Source organism: Actinomadura sp. 3N508 (assembly GCF_044326375.1).
Taxonomy (GTDB): Bacteria; Actinomycetota; Actinomycetes; order Streptosporangiales; family Streptosporangiaceae; genus Spirillospora.
On sequence record NZ_JBIRAX010000001.1, the window covers coordinates 1,181,883 to 1,197,079 of the forward strand.

The 15,197-nt window shown below is 68.2% G+C and carries 10 protein-coding genes; all 10 read right to left on the reverse strand.

Features of this window, described 5'->3' with window-relative positions:
• Positions 1 to 45 precede the first annotated feature (45 nt).
• Positions 46 to 681: a DUF4360 domain-containing protein gene (locus tag ACH34S_RS05500; protein ID WP_395951247.1), complete on the reverse strand. Its 636-nt coding sequence runs from the start codon at positions 679 to 681 to the stop codon at positions 46 to 48.
• Positions 682 to 1,077: 396 nt separating this feature from the next.
• Entirely contained in the window at positions 1,078 to 1,308 is a 231-nt protein-coding gene (locus ACH34S_RS05505) for a hypothetical protein (protein WP_395951248.1), read from the reverse strand.
• Positions 1,309 to 1,423: 115 nt separating this feature from the next.
• Positions 1,424 to 1,870 carry a nitroreductase family deazaflavin-dependent oxidoreductase gene (locus ACH34S_RS05510; protein ID WP_395951249.1) on the reverse strand — a complete coding sequence of 149 codons (447 nt, stop codon included), beginning with the start codon at positions 1,868 to 1,870 and terminating at the stop codon, positions 1,424 to 1,426.
• A gap of 66 nt (positions 1,871 to 1,936) precedes the next feature.
• Complete coding sequence (locus ACH34S_RS05515; protein WP_395951250.1) at positions 1,937 to 5,809, reverse strand: DNA-directed RNA polymerase subunit beta'; 3,873 nt, start codon at positions 5,807 to 5,809, stop codon at positions 1,937 to 1,939.
• Between the two features lie 20 nt (positions 5,810 to 5,829).
• Positions 5,830 to 9,297, reverse strand: coding sequence for a DNA-directed RNA polymerase subunit beta (gene rpoB / locus ACH34S_RS05520; protein WP_395951251.1), 3,468 nt, complete (start codon positions 9,295 to 9,297; stop codon positions 5,830 to 5,832).
• A 353-nt stretch (positions 9,298 to 9,650) separates the two neighbouring features.
• On the reverse strand, positions 9,651 to 10,685 hold the full coding sequence (locus tag ACH34S_RS05525; RefSeq protein WP_395951252.1) for a hypothetical protein: 1,035 nt from the start codon (positions 10,683 to 10,685) through the stop codon (positions 9,651 to 9,653).
• Positions 10,682 to 11,170: a hypothetical protein gene (locus tag ACH34S_RS05530; RefSeq protein WP_395951253.1), complete on the reverse strand. Its 489-nt coding sequence runs from the start codon at positions 11,168 to 11,170 to the stop codon at positions 10,682 to 10,684. Before ACH34S_RS05530 ends, ACH34S_RS05525 begins: the two co-directional genes overlap by 4 nt.
• Complete coding sequence (locus tag ACH34S_RS05535; protein WP_395951254.1) at positions 11,167 to 12,639, reverse strand: MCE family protein; 1,473 nt, start codon at positions 12,637 to 12,639, stop codon at positions 11,167 to 11,169. Before ACH34S_RS05535 ends, ACH34S_RS05530 begins: the two co-directional genes overlap by 4 nt.
• Positions 12,636 to 13,928 carry an MCE family protein gene (locus ACH34S_RS05540; protein ID WP_395951255.1) on the reverse strand — a complete coding sequence of 431 codons (1,293 nt, stop codon included), beginning with the start codon at positions 13,926 to 13,928 and terminating at the stop codon, positions 12,636 to 12,638. Before ACH34S_RS05540 ends, ACH34S_RS05535 begins: the two co-directional genes overlap by 4 nt.
• Complete coding sequence (locus tag ACH34S_RS05545; protein ID WP_395951256.1) at positions 13,925 to 15,172, reverse strand: MCE family protein; 1,248 nt, start codon at positions 15,170 to 15,172, stop codon at positions 13,925 to 13,927. The genes ACH34S_RS05540 and ACH34S_RS05545 overlap by 4 nt, the downstream gene beginning before the upstream one ends.
• Between the last annotated feature and the right edge of the window lie 25 nt (positions 15,173 to 15,197).

Here is a 15,197-nt window from a genome sequence, read left to right on the forward strand (position 1 = left end):
ACCAGCCGAGCCCGCCGAACTCATCGGTGCCTTAGCCGCGCGGCATCACACGCAAGGCTTCCAGAAGAGGTCGTAGGTGACGTAGTCGTCGGGGGTGTCCATGCCCATGATGTTGGCCTTGGACGGATCAGCCGTGCCCGCCGTCACGCTCAACTCGGAGTCGAGCGTGAGGTCGCGCCTCTCACTGCAGGAGTTGAAGACCAACTGGTCGAGGGAGGTCTTGTCCTCGAACGTGAAGGGCGCGGCGTGCGGCCCGGGGAGCTTGTGGGCCCAGGTCTGGGACGGCGGCGTCCCCGCGAAGCCGTGCTGCGCCTTCACCTCGCCGCTCGCCCCGGCCGCCAGTTCGGCCGACCCGACGAACTGGGCCCCGCTTATCGCGTAGGTGAAGCCCGCCGCACTGTTCACCCGCAGCACGACCTGGCACTTCGCCTGGTTGTCCTCCGGCGACGTGTCAGCGCCCGCGAGGGCATGGAAGGCCCAATAGTGGACGGTGAACTTGGTCGAGGTCGGGTGCACCGTCACCTCCCCGACCTCACAGCCGTCGCTGACGCTCACCACGGTGATGCTCACCCCGGCCGGCGGCGGATCCACAGTGGCCGCCGACGCTACGGGAGCCGTCAAGGTGGAGGGAACGAGAACGACGCCGAGTATCGCGAGCGCCTTGCGCCTGACATGCGTCATGGCATGCCTCCGGATTTCGAGATTGCCTCGCGAGAGTAATTGCGCCCGAAGAAAGGCGTCAACAGCAACGCCTTTCGATCCACATTCAACTTTTCACTTTTCCCGTCGGCCCAGGTGGCAGCCGGATGTGGCGCTCTGCCGGGGTGTCAGGGCCTGTCCGCGACGAGCTAAGAGCACGACCCGTTAACGCGTAAGCCCCTGGACAGGGCCACCGCGCCTGACTTCGCGCTCCCGCGCATCAAAAAAGCCGCCGCGGCTCGGCGGCGGGACCGTCGAAAACCATCCCGAAGACACCGAAGGCCGGTCGATCAGTGTCCGCATTCGAGAATCATGGCTCAGGCGGACCCGCCGCCGGGGCGAACATCGCTGGGTGGTCACCGGGACCGTCCAGGCGCGCTAGCCGAAGGCGCGGCACTCCACCTCGGCGCGGCGTTCGGTCATGCCCTGCTGGACCGCCGTCGTCACGCACGCCCGCTGCTTCTCGTTGAGCTGCGGCTCGCCGCACTGGGTGACACCCGAGTAGGTGCGGCAGTCCTGGCGCGTGGGCTCGCCACCGGTCGCCGAGGCGACCGTCGCGGTGCCCGCTCCGCCGATCCCCAGGACGGCGACGATCAATGCCCCGGTCATGACCCTCTTCATCTACGTTCCCCCCGTCGCGTAGTTCGTCAACGAGAGGGTTCCTCCCCGCCCGAACCAGGACAAAACACAGCAAAAGGTCAAGAAAATCGAGCATTCTCCCAGGTCACGGGGTAGCGCGCTCCAGGATCACCAAGGGGATGTCGCGAGCCGACTTGCGCTGGTACGTGTCGTACAGCGGGAAGATCTCGGCCATCACCCGCCAGAGCGGCGGCTTCTCCTCCGGGGCCGCGGTCCGGGCGCGGGCGGCGAACTCGTCCGCGCCGACCTGGACGGTCACGTCGGGGTCGGCGCTGAGGTTGAGGTACCAGGCGGGCTGCCGGGCCGCTCCGCCGTTGGAGGCCACCAGCAGATAGCGGCCACCGTCCTCGCCGTAGAACAGGGCGGTGCGGCGCAGCAGGCCCGACTTCCGGCCGCGGGTCGTGAGCAGCAGCGAACGGCGCCCCTGGTAGAGGTGACCCCGTTTCCCGCCGGTCTCGACATAAGTGCGGATGTGGTTCGCGACCCAGCCGGTGGGGTTGTCGTGGATCGGTTGGTCATCCTGCGCGGTCATCATTTCTCCTACGGCAAGGCGAAAGGCCGCCCCCGGATTCCGGGAGCGGCCTTTCGTGCGTTGGAATTACCGGTTGTACTGGCCGAAGTCGTACTCCTCCAGCGGGACGGCTTCGCCGGAGCCCTGGCCGAAGGCGTACTCTGCGCCGTCGTCGTAGGAGCCGACGGAGTAGACCGCCGCCTTCGCCTCCTCGGTCGGCTCGACCCGGACGTTGCGGTACTGCGGCATGCCGGTACCGGCCGGGATGAGCTTACCGATGATGACGTTCTCCTTGAGGCCGAGCAGCGGGTCGCTCTTGGCGTGCATCGCGGCCTCGGTGAGAACCCGGGTCGTCTCCTGGAAGGACGCCGCCGACAGCCACGACTCGGTCGCGAGCGAGGCCTTGGTGATGCCCATCAGGACGGGACGGCCGGCGGCGGGGACCCCGCCCTCGGCGACGACGTTGCGGTTCGTCTCCTCGAAGATCGGACGCTCCACCAGGTCGCCCGGGAGCAGGTCGGTGTCGCCCGACTCGAGGATGTTCACCCGCTTCAGCATCTGGCGGACGATGATCTCGATGTGCTTGTCGTGGATCGACACACCCTGCGACCGGTACACCTCCTGGACCTCCTGGACGAGGTGCAGCTGCACCGCGCGGGGGCCGAGGATGCGCAGCACCTCGTGCGGGTTGATCGCACCCGCGATGAGCTGCTGGCCGACGCCCACGGACTCGCCCTCCTTGACCAGGAGGCGGGACCGCATCGGCACCGGGTAGGCGATCTCGTCGGAGCCGTCGTCCGGGACGATGACGACCTTGCGGGCCTTCTCCGTCTCGTCGATCTTGACGCGGCCGGCGACCTCGCTGATCGGGGCGACGCCCTTCGGGATGCGGGCCTCGAACAGCTCCTGCACGCGCGGCAGGCCGTGCGTGATGTCGCCGCCCGCCACACCGCCGGTGTGGAAGGTCCGCATGGTGAGCTGGGTGCCGGGCTCGCCGATGGACTGCGCGGCGATGATGCCGACGGCCTCACCGACGTCCACCCGCTTGCCGGTGGCCAGCGAGCGGCCGTAGCAGGCGGCGCAGACGCCGATCTTGGCCTCGCAGACCAGGGCGCTGCGGGTCCGGACCTTCTCGATCCCGGCCTCGAACAGCCGCGACACGACCGCGTCGGACAGGTCGGTGTCGGCCGGGTAGATGACCGTGCCGTCGACGACGACGTCCTCGGCGATGGTCCGGCCCGCCAGGCTGGTCTCCGTGGTCGGCAGCTTGATCAGCGAACCGTCCGTCTGCCGCTCGACGATCTCGAACGGGATCGTGCGGTCGGTGCCGCAGTCCTCCTCGCGGACGATGACGTCCTGCGCGACGTCCACCAGGCGCCGGGTCAGGTAACCCGAGTCGGCGGTGCGCAGCGCGGTGTCGGCGAGGCCCTTCCGGGCGCCGTGCGTCGAGATGAAGTACTCGACGACCGACAGCCCTTCACGGAACGACGACTTGATCGGACGCGGGATGGTCTCGCCCTTCGGGTTGGAGACCAGGCCGCGCATACCGGCGATCTGGCGGAGCTGCAGCGGGTTACCGCGGGCGCCCGACTGGATCATCATCCAGATCGGGTTGGCCTTCGGGAACGCCTGCTCCATGTCCACCGCCACGTCGGCGGTGGCCTTGTTCCAGATCTCGATGAGCTCCTGCTTGCGCTCATCGTCGGTGATCAGGCCGCGGTTGAACTCCCGCTGCACCTTCTCGGCACGGGCCTCGTAGCCGCCCAGGATCTCCGCCTTGTTCGGCGGCGTGATGACGTCGTCGATCGCGATCGTGACGCCGGACCGGGTCGCCCAGTGGAAGCCGGTGCTCTTCAGCGCGTCGAGCGCGTTGGCGACGGCGACCTTCGGGTACGTCTCCGCCAGCTCGTTGACGATCGCCGAGAGCTGCTTCTTGCCGATCTCGTCGTCGACGAACGGGAAGTCGTCCGGCAGCGTCTCGTTGAAGATGGCGCGGCCGAGCGTCGTCTCCAGCCGGTACGGCTGGCCCGAGTCGTAGCCCTCAGGCGCGATCCACTCGCGCGGCGGCGGGATGTCCTTCAGCCGGATCTGGATCTTGGCCTGCAGGTCCAGCTCGTTCCGGTCGTAGGCCATGATCGCCTCGGCGACCGAGCCGAACGCGCGGCCCTCGCCCTCCGCGCCGTCCTTCTGCGTCGTCAGCCAGTACAGGCCGATGACCATGTCCTGGGTGGGCATGGTGACGGGCTTGCCGTCGGACGGCTTCAGGATGTTGTTCGTCGACAGCATCAGGATCCGCGCCTCGGCCTGCGCCTCGGCGGACAGCGGCAGGTGCACGGCCATCTGGTCGCCGTCGAAGTCCGCGTTGAACGCGGTGCAGACGAGCGGGTGGATCTGGATGGCCTTGCCCTCGACCAGCTGCGGCTCGAACGCCTGGATGCCGAGACGGTGCAGGGTCGGCGCCCGGTTCAGCAGCACCGGGTGCTCGGTGATGACCTCTTCGAGGACGTCCCACACCACCGGGCGGGCACGCTCGACCATGCGCTTCGCGGACTTGATGTTCTGCGCGTGGTTGAGGTCGACGAGCCGCTTCATCACGAACGGCTTGAACAGCTCCAGCGCCATCTGCTTGGGCAGGCCGCACTGGTGCAGCTTCAGCTGCGGGCCGACGACGATGACCGAACGGCCCGAGTAGTCGACGCGCTTGCCCAGCAGGTTCTGCCGGAAACGGCCCTGCTTGCCCTTGAGCATGTCGGACAGCGACTTGAGCGGACGGTTGCCGGGACCCGTGACCGGACGGCCGCGGCGGCCGTTGTCGAACAGCGCGTCGACGGCCTCCTGCAGCATCCGCTTCTCGTTGTTCACGATGATCTCGGGCGCACCGAGGTCGAGCAGCCGCTTGAGCCGGTTGTTTCGGTTGATGACACGGCGGTACAGGTCGTTCAGGTCGGACGTCGCGAAACGGCCGCCGTCGAGCTGCACCATGGGACGCAGGTCCGGCGGGATGACCGGAATGCAGTCCAGCACCATGCCGAGCGGGCTGTTACGGGTGTTGAGGAACGCCGAGACGACCTTGAGCCGCTTGAGGGCGCGGGCCTTCTTCTGGCCCTTGCCGGTGCGGATCACGTCGCGCAGCCGCTCGGCCTCGGCGTCGAGGTCGAAGTTCTGGAGCCGGGCCTGGATTGCCGCGGCGCCCATGCCGCCCTCGAAGTACTTGCCGAACCGGTCGCGCATCTCGCGGTAGAGCAGCTCGTCGCCCTCCAGGTCTTGGACCTTGAGGTTCTTGAAGCGGCTCCACACCTCGTCGAGACGGTCGAGTTCACGCTGCGCACGGTCGCGCAGCTGCTTCATCTCCCGCTCGGCGCCATCGCGCACCTTGCGCTTCTGGTCGGCCTTCGCGCCGGCCTCCTCCAGCTCCGCCAGGTCGCCCTCCAGCTTCTGCTGGCGGGCCTCGACCTGCGCGTCGCGGGCCTGCTCGATCTGCTGGCGCTCCACGGAGATGTGGGCCTCCAGCGTCGGCAGGTCGCGGTCGCGCCGCTCGGCGTCCACGCTGGTGATCATGTAGGCCGCGAAGTAGATGATCTTTTCGAGATCCTTCGGGGCCAGGTCCAGCAGGTAGCCGAGCCGGGACGGGACGCCCTTGAAGTACCAGATGTGCGTGACCGGCGCGGCCAGCTCGATGTGGCCCATCCGCTCACGGCGCACCTTGGCCCGGGTCACCTCGACGCCGCAGCGCTCACAGATGATGCCCTTGAACCGGACGCGCTTGTACTTGCCGCAGTAGCACTCCCAGTCGCGGGTCGGACCGAAGATCTTCTCGCAGAAGAGCCCGTCCTTCTCCGGCTTGAGGGTGCGGTAGTTGATCGTCTCCGGCTTCTTGACCTCGCCGTGCGACCACTGGCGGATGTCGTCAGCGGTCGCCAGGCCGATGCGTAGCTCGTCGAAGAAGTTGACGTCAAGCAACAGAATTCCCCTTGAGTTGATCAGACCTCTTCGACACTGCTCGGCTCACGCCGGGACAGGTCGATGCCGAGCTCCTCCGCTGCGCGGAAGACGTCCTCGTCGGTGTCGCGCATCTCGATGGACATGCCGTCGCTGGAGAGCACCTCGACGTTCAGGCACAGCGACTGCATCTCCTTGATGAGCACCTTGAAGGACTCGGGGATGCCGGGCTCGGGAATGTTCTCGCCCTTGACGATGGCCTCGTACACCTTCACGCGGCCGAGGACGTCGTCGGACTTGATGGTGAGGAGCTCCTGCAGGGCGTAGGCGGCGCCGTAGGCCTCCAGCGCCCACACTTCCATCTCACCGAAGCGCTGGCCGCCGAACTGCGCCTTACCGCCGAGCGGCTGCTGGGTGATCATGGAGTACGGTCCGGTCGAGCGGGCGTGGATCTTGTCGTCGACCAGGTGCAGCAGCTTGAGGATGTAGATGTAGCCGACCGAGATCGGGTCCCGGTAGGGCTCCCCCGTGCGGCCGTCGAACATCCTCGCCTTGCCGCCCGGACCGACCAGACGCTCCCCGTCGCGGTTCGGCAGGGTGCTCTCGATCAGGCCGGTGACGTCGTCCTCGCGGGCGCCGTCGAACACCGGCGTGGCGGTGTTCGTCCACGGCGGCGCCTCGGACGCGCCGATGGCGTTGAGCGCCTTCTTCCAGTCCTCGTCGTCGCCCTCGATCTTCCAGCCGCGGGACGCGACCCAGCCGAGGTGGGTCTCCAGGACCTGGCCCACGTTCATGCGTCCGGGGACGCCGAGCGGGTTCAGGACGATGTCGACCGGGGTGCCGTCCTCAAGGAACGGCATGTCCTCGACGGGGAGGACCTTGGAGATGACGCCCTTGTTGCCGTGCCGGCCGGCCAGCTTGTCGCCGTCGGTGATCTTGCGCTTCTGCGCGACGTACACCCGGACCAGCTCGTTCACGCCGGGCGGGAGCTCGTCACCCTCGTCGCGGGAGAACACCCGGACGCCGATGACCTTGCCCTGCTCGCCGTGCGGCACCTTCAGCGAGGTGTCCCGCACCTCGCGGGCCTTCTCGCCGAAGATCGCGCGCAGCAGCCGCTCCTCCGGGGTCAGCTCCGTCTCGCCCTTGGGCGTGACCTTGCCGACCAGGATGTCGCCGGGGACGACGTCCGCGCCGATGCGGATGATGCCGCGCTCGTCGAGGTCGGCCAGGACCTCCTCGGAGACGTTCGGGATGTCCCGGGTGATCTCCTCGGGGCCGAGCTTGGTGTCGCGGGCGTCGACCTCGTGCTCCTCGATGTGGATCGAGGAGAGGACGTCGTCCTGCACCAGGCGCTGGCTGAGGATGATGGCGTCCTCGTAGTTGTGGCCCTCCCACGGCATGAACGCCACGAGGAGGTTCTTGCCGAGCGCCATCTCACCGTTGTCGGTGCAGGGACCGTCGGCGATGACCTGACCCAGCTCGACGCGGGCGCCCTCTTCGACGATCGGCTTCTGGTTGAAGCAGGTGCCCTGGTTCGACCGCTTGAACTTGGAGACGCGGTAGGTCGTCCGGGTGCCGTCGTCGTTCATGACGGTCACGTAGTCGGCGGAGACCTCCTCGACGACGCCGGCCTTCTCGGCCGTGATGACGTCGCCGGCGTCGGTCGCCGCGCGGTACTCCATGCCGGTGCCGACCAGCGGCGCCTCGCTGCGCAGCAGCGGGACGGACTGGCGCTGCATGTTGGAGCCCATCAGCGCGCGGTTCGCGTCGTCGTGCTCCAGGAACGGGATCATCGCGGTGGCGACCGAGGTCATCTGCCGGGCCGAGACGTCCATGTACTGGACCTCGCGGGCCGGGACGAGCTCGACCTCGCCGCCCTTCCGGCGGATCAGGACCCGGTCGTCGATGAAGGTGCCGTCGTCGTTGAGCAGGGAGTTGGCCTGCGCGATGACGTAGCGGTCCTCCTCGTCGGCGGTCAGGTAGTCGATCTGCTCGGTGACGATGCCGTCGGTGACGCGCCGGTACGGGGTCTCGACGAACCCGAACGGGTTGACGCGGCCGAACGCGGCGAGCGAGCCGATCAGGCCGATGTTCGGGCCTTCCGGCGTCTCGATCGGGCACATGCGGCCGTAGTGCGACGGGTGGACGTCGCGGACCTCCATGCCGGCCCGCTCACGGGACAGACCACCGGGGCCGAGCGCGTTCAGGCGACGCTTGTGCGTCAGCCCGGCCAGCGGGTTGGTCTGGTCCATGAACTGGGACAGCTGGCTGGTGCCGAAGAACTCCTTGATGGAGGCGACGACCGGCCGGATGTTGATCAGCGTCTGCGGCGTGATCGCCTCGACGTCCTGGGTGGTCATCCGCTCGCGGACGACGCGCTCCATCCGGGCCAGGCCCAGCCGGACCTGGTTCTGGATGAGCTCGCCGACCGTGCGCAGCCGCCGGTTGCCGAAGTGGTCGATGTCGTCGACCTCGATCGGGACGGGGACGGCGCCGAGGGTCGCCTCCTCCTCACCGGCGTGCAGCCGGACGAGGTACTCGATCGTGCCGACGATGTCGTCCTCGGTGAGGGTGCCCTGGTTCATGTCCAGGTCGAGGCCGAGCTTCTTGTTGATCTTGTAGCGGCCGACCTTGGCGACGTCGTAGCGCTTCGGGTTGAAGTACAGGTTCTCCAGGAGCGTCTGCGCCGACTCGCGCGTGGGCGGCTCGCCCGGGCGCAGCTTGCGGTAGATGTCGAGGAGCGCGTCGTCCTGGCCGGAGGTGTGGTCCTTCTCCAGGGTCACGTTGATCGACTCGTAGGAGCCGAAGCGCTCACGGATGCGCGCCTCGTCCCAGCCGAGCGCCTTGAGCAGCACGGTGACGGGCTGCTTGCGCTTGCGGTCGATGCGCACGCCGACGTTGTCGCGCTTGTCGATCTCGAACTCGAGCCAGGCGCCGCGGCTCGGGATGACGCGGCAGCCGTAGATGTCCTTGTCGGACGCCTTGTCGAGCGCGCGGTCGAAGTACACGCCCGGGGACCGGACGAGCTGGGAGACGACGACCCGCTCGGTGCCGTTGATGATGAACGTGCCCTTCGGGCTCATGAGCGGGAAATCGCCCATGAACACCGTCTGGCTCTTGATCTCACCCGTGGTGTTGTTGATGAACTCCGCCGTGACGAACATCGGGGCGGAGTAGGTCATGTCCTTGTCCTTGCACTCCTCGACGGAGTACTTGGGCGGTTCGAACCGGTGGTCGCGGAACGACAGCGACATGGTCCCGGAGAAGTCCTCGATCGGACTGATCTCTTCGAAGATCTCCTCCAGTCCCGACTGGGTCGGGACGCTCTTACTTCCGGCCTTCTGGGCCGCCTCGACCCGGGCCTTCCACCTCTCGTTGCCCAGCAGCCAGTCAAACGAGTTGGTCTGCAGAGCAAGGAGGTCCGGGACTTCGAGCGGCTCCTTGATGCGCGCGAAGGAGACGCGGTTCGGACCGGTTGCGGTATTCGAGGCGTTGCGCGAGGCTGCCAAGAGTGGTCCTTCCGAGGGCTCGCGGCGTAACTGGTGACACGCACGCCAGACGATCCACGTCCGAGACCTGCACAGAGAGGTCCAAAACGGACCAGGGCAGGGGTTCTCTCACACGCGGATAGTCAGAGGGCAGCGCAAAGGGGCAGTGTAGCCGACATGCCACACCGCTCGCAACTCTAGCGCCGCAGTATGCATCACGTTGCCATGGAGCATCGCCCCTCAGCGCCTCTCAGTCAAGAGCGAGGTTGGACTTTTCGGGCCCTGACCTGCAGTGAGGAAGGCCATAGTTTAAGCCTCCGGGCAGGCCGGCCGCCGTACTGGCGAAACACGTGTCGCGAGCTGATGCTGGCTGGTCAGGAGATGACGACGAGTTCGGACGCGAGCCACTTCCCGTCGTCCTGCTTCAGCAACGTCATCCGCATGCGAAGCGGCTCGGGCAGTTGCTGCTGCTTGTCGTTCTTGGTGGCCGACGATCGATTCGCATAGACGAGCGCCACGACCTTGTCGGGCGTCGCGCTCACGATGCCGACCTTGATGACCGTGGTGGTGGCGACGGCCTGCTGCTGGACGGCGGCCGTCTTGAGCTGCTGGGCGAGCTTGTCGTAGTCGGTGTGCAGCTTGCCGGTCGTCGTCGCGGACGCCTCCTTCAGGTCGGCGTCCAGCGTCCGGTAGTCGTACGACGACAGCTTCTGCGCCGCGTGCGACGCGGCCTGCGCGGCGTCCTTGCCCGCCGCCTCGGTCGCATTCTGCTCGCGGACCTTCAGGGCGAGCGCGACGGTGCCGGCACCGAACGCGATCACGAGGACTGTCAGGACGGCGATGACCGTCCCCATGCTCCCCGAACCGAACCGGCGCCGACGGGGCGAGTCGGCGGCCTTGGCCTTCTTGGCCGTCTTGCGCGCCGCGGTCTTCCGGAGCTTGACCGACTTCGCTGCACTTTTGGGGTCTTCGTCGGCTTTGGTGGCGTCCGCAGGGGCGGAGGCGTCCTCCGGGGACGCTGAGCCGTCTCCTGGCGCGCTGTCACCGTCGGACGCGCCTTCGGAGTCGTCCGAGGGGTCTTGTGGCTTCTGGAGGGATTTGGTGGCTTCTTCGGCCTCCTCGTCCTCATCGGCCGCTTCGACCTCTTCGGGCGCCTCGTCGGCCTGCTCCGCCTCAGCGGCTTCGGCGGCTTCGGCGGCGGCCCTGTCCGCGGCGATCTTCGCCAGGCGCGCGGCCTCGCGGGCCTCGCGGGCCGCGATGGCGGCCTCCTGCGCGATCCGCGCGGTCTCGGCCGCCTCCTCGGCAAGCCGGGCCGTCTCGGCGGCCTCCTCGGCGAGCCGGGCCGCTTCCGCCGCCTCCGCTGCCTTGGCGGCCTGTTCCGCCGCCCGGTCCTTCGGCTTGATCGTCACGGGACGACCTCCAGTCCGGACACGAGCCACCGGTCGCCGACCCGCGAAAGGTCCATCTGGTACCGGTAGCCCTGGGGCGTGCCGTTCTTCACCTTGTCGTTCGTGACGGTGCCGTTGAGGGAGACCATCACCTCGGCGGAATCGTCGTCGATGGAGACCAGTGCGGCGTCGACGTCGCTGACCGTCGACTTGGCCTTGTACTTGGTGATCTGGTCCAGGAAGGCCTTCGACTGGGAGCCCAGCTTGTTCTTCAGGTTTCCGGTGGTGCCGGACACGATGCGGTCCAGGTCGCGCTGGGCGGTGGCCGCGTCGAGCGACATCAGGTTGACGCCCATCTGCCGCGCCGACTGCATCGCCTTGGCCTTCTGGTCGGCCTCGTCCCGGTTCTGGAGGGTGATCACGCCGAGCCAGCCGGACGCGACGGCGAGGCCGATCACGACGACGCTCAGGACGATCGTGATCGTCGGAGACAGTCCGCGCCTCATTGGCTCAGCGGTCCGAGAAGGAGCCACTTCCACGAGGATTCCTCTCCCAACTGACGGGTACCGGCGCTGCGGGGCATGAGGTATCGCTTGCCATCGGGGCCATAGACCGCACCGGTCGTTGGATCGTATCCAGCGAATTCGACTGAATCGGCCGGATACGACAGGTAGAGGCGTCCATCGGACAGCCGGCCGGTCGGGGCCGCGGCGGTACTGGTCTTTCCGGAATTCGGGGTGGTGTTCTGACCCGAGGGCTTGGCTTGGTTCTTACCTTCGCCGTCGCCTCCGGTGGCGCCGCCTTCCGGGAATCCGGCGCCGGCGGTCGCGCCCGGCGGGACCTGCGGGTACGGCGCGATGGCGTCGCGCGGGAAATTGCGGGGGCCGCGCACGCCCGTGGGCGCGTCGTGCGGGGCCTTGCACCCGGCGTCCAGGCGCGGCTTCTTCTTGGACGTGTCCTGCGGCCAGCGGTGCTTGGTCTTCTCGTAGCCCTCGGTGCACGCGGGCGGATCGTCGATGTTGAGTGCGAGGCCCAGGTGCTGGGTTCCATCGCCCGGATTCACCGTGGACGCGCCCGCGACCGTCACCGGATAAAGGATGAACAGCGAACGCAGGCCCGCCTTGCGCGACGAGATGATCTGGCCCGTGGTGGTGAGGTTTGCCAGGAACACGGGCAGCGTGGGCGCCAGCTGGTTGATGGCCTTGTGGGTCTCGTCTACGGCGCCCGGTGCGTTCTCGATGGTCTTGCGCAGGGCCGGGTCGTCGTTGCGCAGCGAGGTGGTGAGGTCGTTCAGGTTGCGGGCGAAACCGCGGATGTTGGCGGCCTCGCCGCGCTGGGTGGCCAGGACGGTGACGCTGTTGTCCAGAAGCCGCTTGGTGTCGGGGTAGGCGGCCTCGGCGGTCTTCAGCAGGCGGTCGGTGTCGTCCAGGATCGACTGGAGATCTTCGGCGGAGCCGGAGAACGCCTTGTCGAGCTCGTCCACGATGACGCCGACGTCCTTGGTGTTCACCGAGCCGACCAGCGAGTCGACGTTGCGGAGCAGCTCGGCGGTCGACACGGGCAGCGTGGTGCGGTTGCGCGGGATCGTGTACGGGTCGCCTTCGTCCAGGTAGGGGCCGGTCTTCTTGATGGGCTCCAGGTCGACGTACTGCTCGCCGACCGCCGACCGGTTCGCGACGACCGCCTTCGTCCCGTCGCGCGGGATCCGCTCGCCCCGGTCGAGGAGGAGCTTGACGCGGATTCCGTCCTTGGTGAGCTCGATCGGGCCGACCCGCCCGACCGGGACGCCCCGGTAGGTGACCTCGGCGTTGGTGAACACGCCGCCGGAGTCGGTGAGGTCGACGTAGGCGATGTACTGGCGGCCGAGCAGGTCGCGGCCGATGCCGATGTAGTTCACCGACACGATCGTCACGCCGACGACGGTGATGACCGCGAACGCGATCAGCTGGAGGATGACGCCGCGCTTGAGGATCACGGGGTCCCCCTCTTCTTCGTGCCGGACGGTGATTTCGTCGGTGCCGGAGTGGTCGCGCCCGGAACGCCCGGCAGGCCGGGGAGGCCCGGCAGCAGGCCGCCGGGGCCAGAGCCGCCCGCGCCGCCGGTGCCGGTGTCGCCGGGCATCTCGGGCAGCACGCCGAGCGGCGTGTCGGGCAGCGTGACGTTCGGCACCTGGAGCATGTTGCGCATCTGGTGGCCGCTGCCGAGCAGGCCCTCCAGGTCGGTGCCGCCGAGCAGGTTCTGCGCGATGGACTCGAAGTCGAGTTCAAGGGTCAGCCGGACGTTGCCGTAGTCGCCTTCGATCGTGTTCCCGAACGTCGCCGGGAACGGGAAGGTGATCAGCGACTCCAGCGACTTCGGCAGGTCGGCGCCCGCCTTGTTGAGGTTGCGCAGGATCTTGTCGAGGTCCCGGAGGTTGGCCAGCAGGTCGGCCTTCGACTCGTTGATCACGAAGGTGGTGGTGCGGCTGAGCTTGTCCAGCGCCACGAGCATCTTGGTCAGGTCGGCGCGGTTGCGGTTCAGGACGGAGATCGCCGGGCCCGTCTCGTCGATCGTGTCCTGGATCGTCTTGCGCTCGGCCGACAGCTTGCCGGTCAGCCGGTCGATGCTGTCCAGCGCGCGGGTGATCGCGGCGCGGTTGCGGTCGAGCGTCCCGGCGAAGGTGTTGACCTGCGACAGCACCGACCTGATCGTGGGCTCGCGGCCGCGCATCGCGGCCTGCAGCTCGTGGCTGATCGTGGAGACCTGCTCCAGCCCGCCGCCGTTCAGCAGCAGCGACATCGCCGACAGCACCTCTTCGATCTCGGTGCCCTGGATCGTGCGGTTCAGCGGGATCAGGTCGCCCGAGGCCAGCTCACCGGCCGGGGCCTCGTTCCGGGGCGGCTCGATCTGCACGAACTTCTCGCCGAGGAGGCTGGTCTGGCCGATCGTGGCGACGGCGTTGTCGGGCAGCTTGACGTCCCCGCGCACCTTGACGGTGACGACGGCGTGCCAGCCGCTCCGCCCGCCCGTCCCCGCGGCGCCGCCGGCGAGGTCGATCTTGTCGACCCGGCCGACCGAGACGTCGTTGACCTTGACCGCCGACTGCGGGACGAGGTCCAGCACGTTCGCGAACTCGATCTTCACGGTCTTCGGGTTGGAACCGAGGTCGGCGCCGCCGGGCAGCGGGATCGACTCGACGCCGTTGAACGAGCAGCCCGACAGGGCCACCGCGCCCGCGGCCGCCGCGGCGACACCGGCCAGCCACCTCCGCCGTCTCGTGGTCATCGGCCACCTCCGGGCAGGAGCGCGCTGAGGTCGGTCGGCCTGGACGCGTTGTTGGGAGTGCCCGACTTGGGCGGCCCCTGCGGGCCGTAGGCGTCCGGCGGGATCGGGACCGGGTCGTAGTGCGTGGTCAGCGCCGTGATCCACGACAGGTCGAGGCTGAAGCCCGTCAGCGCCTTGCCGATGCCGTTGTACGGGCGGACGAAGTCGAGGCACTGCTTCGCCGGCGTCCCCACCGAGTAGGCGAGCGAGCAGATCCAGTCGGCGAGGTTGTGGAACTGGCGGAAGTTGTCGCGGGTGTGGATGGTGCCGCTGATCGGGTCGTACGCGCGGGCCAGGTTGTTGATCGCGAGCGGGCCGGCCGTGAGGATCTCGGCGAGCGCGTCCTTCTCCTTGACGAGCACGCCGGTGATCTGCGCGAGCTGCCGGACGTTCGCGGCCAGCTCGGTCCGGTTGTCCTTGACGAACCGCTGCACGTTCCGCAGCGTCGGGGCGAGGGTGTTGAGGGCCGCGCTGAGCTCCTCCTTCTCCCCCGCGAGCTGCCCGGACACGCCGTTGAGGTGCCCGCTGAACGACTTGATCTGCTGGTCGTTCGCCTTCATCGCGTCCGTGATGATCCGCAGGTTCCTGATCGTCTCGGCGACGTCGCCGCGGTCGGTGCTGAGCGTGCTGAGCGCCTTGGACGCGTCCTCGATCGTCTGCCGGATGTCGTCGCCCTGCCCGTTCAGGTTCGCCGCGCCGACCTGCAGCAGCCGCGACAGCGAGCCCTCCTGCCCGTTCGGGCCTGGGGCGTTCGCGCCCTGCGGGCCGAGGGCCTTGGACAGGTCGTTCAGGCTGCCGCCGACCTCGTCCACCTCGACGGGGACGGCGGTGCGGCTCACCGTCAGCGTCGCCTTGTCGGCCAGGACGGGGCCGCCCTTGTAGACGGGCGTGAGCTGGATGTAGCGGTCGGCGACCAGCGTCTGGTTGATGATGACGGCCTGCGCGGTCGCGGGCACCTTGTACTTGGCGTCGTACTTCAGCTCGACCTTCACCGCGTTGCCGACCGGCTCGACGCTCGTGACCTCGCCGACCGGGATGCCCAGGATGCGGACGTCCGCGCCCTTGTACAGGCCGACGGTCTTGGTGAAGTACGCGGTCATGTGGCGCTGTTCCGGCCCCTGGAACATCGGCAGGAGCACGGCCGCCAGCACCGCGACGGCGAGGACCGCGCCGCCGAGGCGAAGGATGGTTGCCGGGTTACGCACTACGAACCTGCCTGGTCACGGAGGG